Origin of the sequence: Streptosporangium sp. NPDC005286, from assembly GCF_040607515.1 — a bacterium.
Taxonomy (GTDB): Bacteria; Actinomycetota; Actinomycetes; order Streptosporangiales; family Streptosporangiaceae; genus Streptosporangium.
The window spans coordinates 1-6438 of record NZ_JBEXGU010000291.1 but is presented as its reverse complement, the minus strand read 5'-3'; the positions used below and the strand labels follow the sequence as shown (position 1 = coordinate 6438).

At 68.1% G+C, this 6438-nt stretch carries 7 protein-coding genes; 3 read left to right on the top strand and 4 right to left on the bottom strand.

Annotation, left to right across the window (positions count from 1 at the left end; all coding sequences use genetic code 11):
- The first annotated feature begins 221 nt into the window (after nucleotides 1–221).
- Nucleotides 222–1454: a hypothetical protein gene (locus ABZU75_RS44645; RefSeq protein ID WP_355569019.1), complete on the top strand. Its 1233-nt coding sequence runs from the start codon at nucleotides 222–224 to the stop codon at nucleotides 1452–1454.
- A gap of 220 nt (nucleotides 1455–1674) precedes the next feature.
- Here ABZU75_RS44645 and ABZU75_RS44640 read toward each other — a convergent pair whose 3' ends face one another.
- The 3 genes from ABZU75_RS44640 to ABZU75_RS44630 form a co-directional block, all read right to left on the bottom strand.
- The gene (locus ABZU75_RS44640) at nucleotides 1675–2010 is read right to left on the bottom strand and encodes a tyrosine-type recombinase/integrase (protein WP_355569022.1); all 336 of its coding nucleotides are present in this window, start codon (nucleotides 2008–2010) and stop codon (nucleotides 1675–1677) included.
- Between the two features lie 771 nt (nucleotides 2011–2781).
- Nucleotides 2782–3345, bottom strand: coding sequence for a hypothetical protein (locus ABZU75_RS44635; RefSeq protein WP_355569016.1), 564 nt, complete (start codon nucleotides 3343–3345; stop codon nucleotides 2782–2784).
- A gap of 405 nt (nucleotides 3346–3750) precedes the next feature.
- Nucleotides 3751–4479 carry a LysR family substrate-binding domain-containing protein gene (locus tag ABZU75_RS44630; protein WP_355569013.1) on the bottom strand — a complete coding sequence of 243 codons (729 nt, stop codon included), beginning with the start codon at nucleotides 4477–4479 and terminating at the stop codon, nucleotides 3751–3753.
- A gap of 55 nt (nucleotides 4480–4534) precedes the next feature.
- Between ABZU75_RS44630 and ABZU75_RS44625 the strand changes: the two genes are divergently transcribed.
- Nucleotides 4535–4906 carry a DUF5997 family protein gene (locus ABZU75_RS44625; RefSeq protein ID WP_355569010.1) on the top strand — a complete coding sequence of 124 codons (372 nt, stop codon included), beginning with the start codon at nucleotides 4535–4537 and terminating at the stop codon, nucleotides 4904–4906.
- A gap of 492 nt (nucleotides 4907–5398) precedes the next feature.
- Here ABZU75_RS44625 and ABZU75_RS44620 read toward each other — a convergent pair whose 3' ends face one another.
- Nucleotides 5399–6058 carry a helix-turn-helix domain-containing protein gene (locus tag ABZU75_RS44620; protein WP_355569007.1) on the bottom strand — a complete coding sequence of 220 codons (660 nt, stop codon included), beginning with the start codon at nucleotides 6056–6058 and terminating at the stop codon, nucleotides 5399–5401.
- 198 nt (nucleotides 6059–6256) lie between these two features.
- Here ABZU75_RS44620 and ABZU75_RS44615 point away from each other — a divergent pair.
- A partial coding sequence (locus tag ABZU75_RS44615) for a hypothetical protein (RefSeq protein ID WP_355569004.1) occupies nucleotides 6257–6438 on the top strand: 182 nt, incomplete at its 3' end.

Below are 6438 nucleotides of genomic sequence, written 5' to 3'. Positions count from 1 at the left end.
TCTCCACCGTCGCCTCGTCAACGGCGGGCGGGACGGCTCTACAGTTATCCATGGGTTGCACCTCCAGTGTGCGGCCAAGGGACCCGTACGGCGTGACAGCGCCTGCGGGTTCCGCCTTTTCACGGTCCTCTCATGACATCGCCAGGTACCCCGCGCCGAAAGCGCGAGTAGGGGAGACTGGGGGAGTCAGGTGGACCACCACGTCCCCCGAGGTGCACACAATGGGTGACATTCCGGCCTGGGCCGTACGGTTACGCGCCGAAAGGCGTGACAAGTTGTGGACGCAGCGAGAGATGGCCAGGCAACTAGCCGAAGCCGCCGACCCGCGCACCCGTGCCCGCCTGCCCGAGCGGGAATCTCTGGTCCGCATGATCAAGGATTGGGAAGCGGGCAGACATAAGCCCAAGGACCCTTACCGGCTGCTCTACTGCCGGGTGTTCGTCCTGGGAGAAGCCGAGCTGTTCGGCGACGACCCAGCGAGCACGACCCGGGGCAGCACTCCCTTCACGGGGGAGATCGAGGCGTTGGAACTGGCCCGCCGGGTTACCGCCAGCGATGTGGGCAATGAGACGCTGGAGCGGCTGGAGTCGGCCGTCGACGACCTCGCGATGGCCTACCAGGGGACGCCACCGGCCGAGTTGCTGGAACGAGTGCGCCAGCATCTGTCCTACGTCTCGCACCTGATCGACGCGAAGAAGACGTTCACCGAGCACCGCCGCCTTCTTACGGCCGGTGGCTGGTTGGCGTTGCTGGCCTCCACCTGCCACATCGACCTTCGCCAGTTCACAGCCGCCGCGACCTGGCTTCAGACAACCGCCCAGCTGGCCAAGCATGCCGAACATCCCGAGATCGCCGCATGGTGCCTGGAGACCGAGGCATGGCAGGCGGTCACCACCGGCGACTACCGCCGAGCCTTGGCCTTGACCCAAGGGGCGCAGGCGATCGCACCGCGCAGCAGTTCGGCCTACATTCAGGCGACCGCGCAGGAAGGCCGGATCTGGGCGCGACTGGGGTCCGGCCCGGAGACGCGTGATGCGCTGAACCGCGTTGCCCGGCTGGTGTCGCCGCTGTCGATGCCCGAGTATCCCGAGCATCACTATCGCTACGACCCCTCCAAGAGCGAGGCGTACGTGGCGACCACGCTGTCATGGCTGGGGGACCCGGCCGCTGAGTCATACGCCCGTCAGGTTCTTGCCCGCCTAGAGTCGGCCGCGGACGGGTTGGTTCGTCCGCGTCGGGCAGCCTCCGCGCGTCTTGACCTCGCTCTGGCGCTTCTCGCCACCGATCAACCCGACGAGGCGGGTCAGCTTGCCCTCACGACCATCACGAGCGGCGTGCTGGTGCCGTCCAACTACTGGAGGGCGCGCGAGGTGATCGGTGCCATCGAGACGCGTCGCATGCCGGAAGCCGCTGAGCTACGCGAGGCGTATCGGGAGCTGAGCGGCCCCGAGTGAGACCCGGGGAAGGCTCGCTCTACTGGCTCGGACAGGCGAATCACTGAGTGACCAACTGGGTGACAACGACCACGGACGAGGCTGGACGTCGATGGATCACCGTGGACCGTATGCGCAGGTGGGAGCGGGTATTGCCCATGGTCCCGCCCCCGCCCGGGTTGCTTTGCAAGCAGGATGTCAGGAGTTCGAATCTCCTAGGCTCCACCAGCCAGAACACTTCTCAACGGGTCTTGGTGTGCGGCATTTGGGGCATTAACGGGTCATTAGCCCTCCCTCGGGCCGTTTCGCCGTCATCGTTCTTCTGTTCGGCTTCCACCCGTGCGCTCAGCGCGTCGGCGATCCTCTGATCGGCGTACCGCGTGGCGTGCTGGTAGATCAGTGCGGCCCGGTCGCTGTCGTGCCCCATCCGCGCCTTGAGATCGGCCAGACTCGTCCCCGACTGCGCGGCCGGCGTGTTACCGGTGTGCCGCAGGTCGTGGAAGTGCAGGCCCTTGACGCCCATCTCCTTGAGTGCGTCCGCCCACCTGGCCTCATGCCGGAAGTTGTTGCCCCACAGGAACCCTCCCTGCTTGCCGGGAAAGGCCCGGTGCCCCCACGAACTCCGCCAGGTGATCGGAGAGCGCCGGGACTATCGCCGAGGGAATGCCGATGATCCGCTGGCCGGCCCGGGACTTGGGCGGACCAAGGGGCGGCGGCGTTGAGCGCCGCGCCCGCCCCTGCGCCTGCACCGCCCGCCGGGCATGCGGCGTGGGCGCCGGTCCCGACGTGCGGCAGGACTCCGGGGCGGCACCGTACGCGGCATCCGCCGACCGGCTCCAAAGGCTCGGCCCTGGCCGCGCCGCTATCGTCGTCGGGCTCGTACCACAAGAACGATGGCGATCACGATTAGCACAAAGAGCAAAACCTCAAACCAGCCCAGGCCGAGCATGCATGCGTCCCTTCCGACTGAGATCGCCGACCTTCACGATGTCCGAGTAGATGAGTCAGGTCAATGACAGCGCCGCGCCTGGGCCACAGCGACCGGACCAGGTACGAACTTCGGACGCGTCGCCGCCAGGTACAGCACGACGATCGCCACGGGGTGGCCGGCCACCGCTCGTGGTTGGGGGCGATCGAAGGTCCGGGGCAGCAGTCGGCAGCCATCGCCCCTAGCGGGATGTTGATCGGGAAGGCCGCGAAGTGCGCCGCCTGCCGCGGCCGGGGCCGCGATGTCGGATGTGCGCCGGCGGAGGCGATGAGCACGCGGGAACGGCGCTCAAGCGCGGACCCACCGGCCCCGCTGCTCCGCAGCCGCCGCGCGCCAGTCCGGCTGTGACGTGTCGTCAGGTCAGCCGGATCCGCACAGCCTCTTGAGCTCGGTGAGGTCCGTGTTGATATCCGCGATCACCTGGTTGGGATCGCCGCCGGTCATGCCGGTCAGCCGGAAGTTCAGCTCCTGGAATTCGGCGGCCAGTCGACTGATCGTCGCCCCCACCGCTCCTTGCGCGTCGAGGACCGCGCCCATCAGGTCGAGGTAGGTCTGGCGAGCCGCGACTGCCTGGCTGCTGCGGGTGGTCCCGGCGTTCTGGCGGTATGCGGTCAGCGCCGTCGCCGTCTCGTCGCAGCCCCCGGGCCGGACCGCTGACACCGGCGGGGAGACAACCGGCACCGCTCGCGTGGGGCTTGGCGCCGGTGGCTGGGGCGCGCTGGACTCGGGAGGTGGGCTCGGGGCGGGCGGTGCGGGCCGGGTGGTGACCGGATCCGGTGACGACGGCTGCGGAGCCGAGGTGGTGACTACCGCGTCGGACGGGGGCTGCGGAGGCGGGGCCGGCGGCATCAGGTAGGCGACCAGCGCGACCACGGCGGCCACCGCACCCGCCAGAGCGCTCATCGCCGCCCAGTTCGGGCGCAAACCTGCTCCTCCCCCCGTCGTCGGCGGCTGCGCTGGTCCGTTCTCCGTCATGCCCTCATCGTGGCCGAGCCGCCGAACTCGGTCCAGGAAACCTTCCGCCGACCTTCTGAACAGCGCCTATATAAGGCGGGCCGGTGAAGCGGCTTCGGCGACCGGAAGTGGCGGCAGGCACCTTCGGTGACGCCGGTGAACGCAACCCCGACCGAACGCCATCCCTGGCGTGCCCGTTGCGTGCCCGATAGGACGGGAAACATGGGGGAAGGGGAGCGTGGTCGGTACGCTGAGGCGCGTTGGCGCTGGTGAAGCGAGATCCTTGCGGCTTTGCGAGCAGGAAGTCAGGAGTTCGAATCCCCTAGGCTCCATCAGCATTCCGTACCAGAGATGATCGGCGCATCTGTCTGCAGGTCACCGAGGCCGGTAGCCCTTCTTTTTACGGCCGGCTGGCACGGCCCGGCGACCGGAGCCATTCTGTGCGGGTTTTTGTGCCTGCCGCTGTGCCGGTTTCTCCGCAGGGGAGGCGGGGGTACGGCCCCGCGAGCTGTTCACCGTCCGGCCGCGGACGATGCCGATGAAATCTTCCACCAGGTCAGTGGTCGCGTCCGTGGGCCAGGCCAGCGCAACCTGAGACTGCGGCGCGTCCGGCACCGGCCGGTAAGTGAGATCCCTGCGGTGGTGGAGGCGTGCCAGCGACAGCGGAACCAGGAGAATCCCAGTGCCGGCCGCTACCAGCTCGACCGCGTCCGCCGTTGTGGCCGGGCGGGTGAACGCGGGCAGCCCGGGCCGGACCGTCCACTCGATGGTGTCGTCCAGAGGATGGAACACCTCGTCGTCGATAAGGTCGGTGATGGCCACCTCGTCGGCGGCGGCTATCGCGTGGTCCTTAGGCACCACGACCACCGTGGTCTCCACGTAGAGGGGAATCACGCTGAGCCCGTCCCGGTCGACCGGCAGCCTGACGAATCCGGCGTCGGCGCCGCCACTCCGCAGGAGTCCCACCACCTCGGCGGCGGGAACCGCGACCAGGGTAATCGGCACGCCGGGCATTCTCTCGGTCCAGACGTTGACCCATTTCGCGGGTGTCACCCCGGGCACGTACGCCAGTCGAAACATCCTGCCGGTCTCTCCATCAGTCACTTCCTCAGGGTACTGATGTCAAGGGAACCTGTTCCGGCTGACTACTCTTGACGCCATGACCTCGCCCAAACCGAAGACCATCCAGACAATGAAGCCCGCGACCGCGGCCAAGAAGCTGGGTGTCCCCCTCTCGGCCACTCCCGCCGAGTTCCAGGCGAGTGTCGTCTCCAGGGACGAGCTGAACGAGTTGCAGTCGACGCCACCCGCCTGGCTCGCTGACCTGCGCCGCAACGGCCCGCACACCAAGCAGGTCATCGCCGCGAAGCTCAGGGTCTCCGTTGCCGGCCTGATCAGAGGTGGGATCACCGGACCGCTCACCACCGCTGAGATCGATGCGCTGAAGGCGGAGAACCCGGCGTGGCTGGAGCGCGAGCAGTCCCTCCAGGTCGAGATCCGCAAAGAAGCACTCCGCCTCAAGCAACGCTAGACAGCTGAGATCCTGCACGTTTCCGACCCCAGACGCGTCTCCAGGCTGCCGCCACCGCCTCGCCGAGTGACTATCCGGGTGACAACGACCCTGGACGAGGCCGGACGACGACGGATTGCTGTGGACCGTATGCACAGGTGGGAGCGGGTACAGCCCAATGGTCCCGCCCCCGCCCGTCTTGCTTTGCGAGCAGGATGTCAGGAGTTTGAATCTCCTAGGCTCCACCACCCTCACGGACACGAAAAAGCCCAGGTCAGGCATGGTTGCGCTTGCTTTCGCTCCCGTGCCCGTTGCGTGCCCGCTCCCTTCGCCGGGACCCCACGGGCGAGGCCGTTAAGGCGGCACAAGCGCCGCCGCTCCCGCGCTGCGCGTGCGGCCTGGGGGCCGATCCCGCGCGACTGCCGGGCTTACGGGGTACGGGAAGCGGCGTCGGGCGGTGACGATCAGCAGGAACTGGTCAGCCGGCTCCTCAGGTGGTTCGGCTGAGACCCATCACGTCAGGAGGGCGCGCCAGCGGTCGGCCGACTCGATCATGTCCAGGCTGACCCGCTCCAGGAACGCCGCTGTCTTGGCCAGCCGTTGCCCCACGGGGCTGTCGAGCCCGTAGGTCTCGGCCGCCGCCATCGTGGCCTGCACCGTATCGAGCGTCTGCCGCCTGCCGGTCACGATCGAGTGGTACCAGGCGTCGTCGTCGACCACGTAGATGTCGCGACGCCGCTGCGGATCGCGCTCGCGCCGGACGAACCCCTGCTCGACCAGGAAGTTCACGGCGACGGAGACGGAGGCCGGGCTGATCTTCAGCCTGTGGGTCAGCTCGGCCGCGGTGCGCCTGCCGTCCTCGGACAGCAACAGGTCGAAGTGCACGCGCGCGCTCATCCTCGGCAGCCCCGTCCTGACCGCTACCTCAACGAGCTCCTCTTCCATCGTGCTGCCCGGCGGTCCGCCTGCGCGCGGGGGTGCCGGCGTGCCGCGCCGCGCCCGCTGGATCGTCGCCTGGTGCGCCTGCTGGGGCCGGTAGCCGCTGGGGCCGCCGTTGCGCCCGATCTCCCGGGTGATCGTCGAGGTCGGCCGGTCGAGCCGCCTGGCGATCTCGGTGTAGGAGAGCCCATCGGCGAGTCCGGCCGCGATGCGCTCGCGGTCCTGCTGGGTCAATCGTCCTCCTGGCATGCCGCCAGTATTGCCTTCGCCATCATTCATTGCAACTCAGAATTGCATTCGAGGCCAGCGTCATTGCATCAATTTAACATCGTCTACCTGGGGAAATGCGTTTCTGTTGATTGACTGAATTTCGAATGCAACGTAGCTTTCGAGTCAGGCCAAATGCGTACTATCGCGAAACGAGGAACGACCATGAGTGAACCCCTCCACATCACCGAGAACACCGGAGCCCGGACGCCGCGGGCCTCCCGGCGAGTGGCGGTCACGGCGCTGGCGGCCACGCTGCTGGCCGGGGCGGCGGCGCACCCCCGGGGCGACCCCGGGTGTGGCGGGCGCGAGCGCCCGGCAGCGCACGCGCCCACCCCCCCTCCGGA

What these genes read in the sequence shown, in the direction of transcription:
- ABZU75_RS44625 (WP_355569010.1), top strand. Translation starts at nt 4,535, where the DNA reads ATGACCTCGCCCAAACCGAAGACCATCCAGACAATGAAGCCCGCGACC.
- ABZU75_RS44645 (WP_355569019.1), top strand. Translation starts at nt 222, where the DNA reads ATGGGTGACATTCCGGCCTGGGCCGTACGGTTACGCGCCGAAAGGCGT.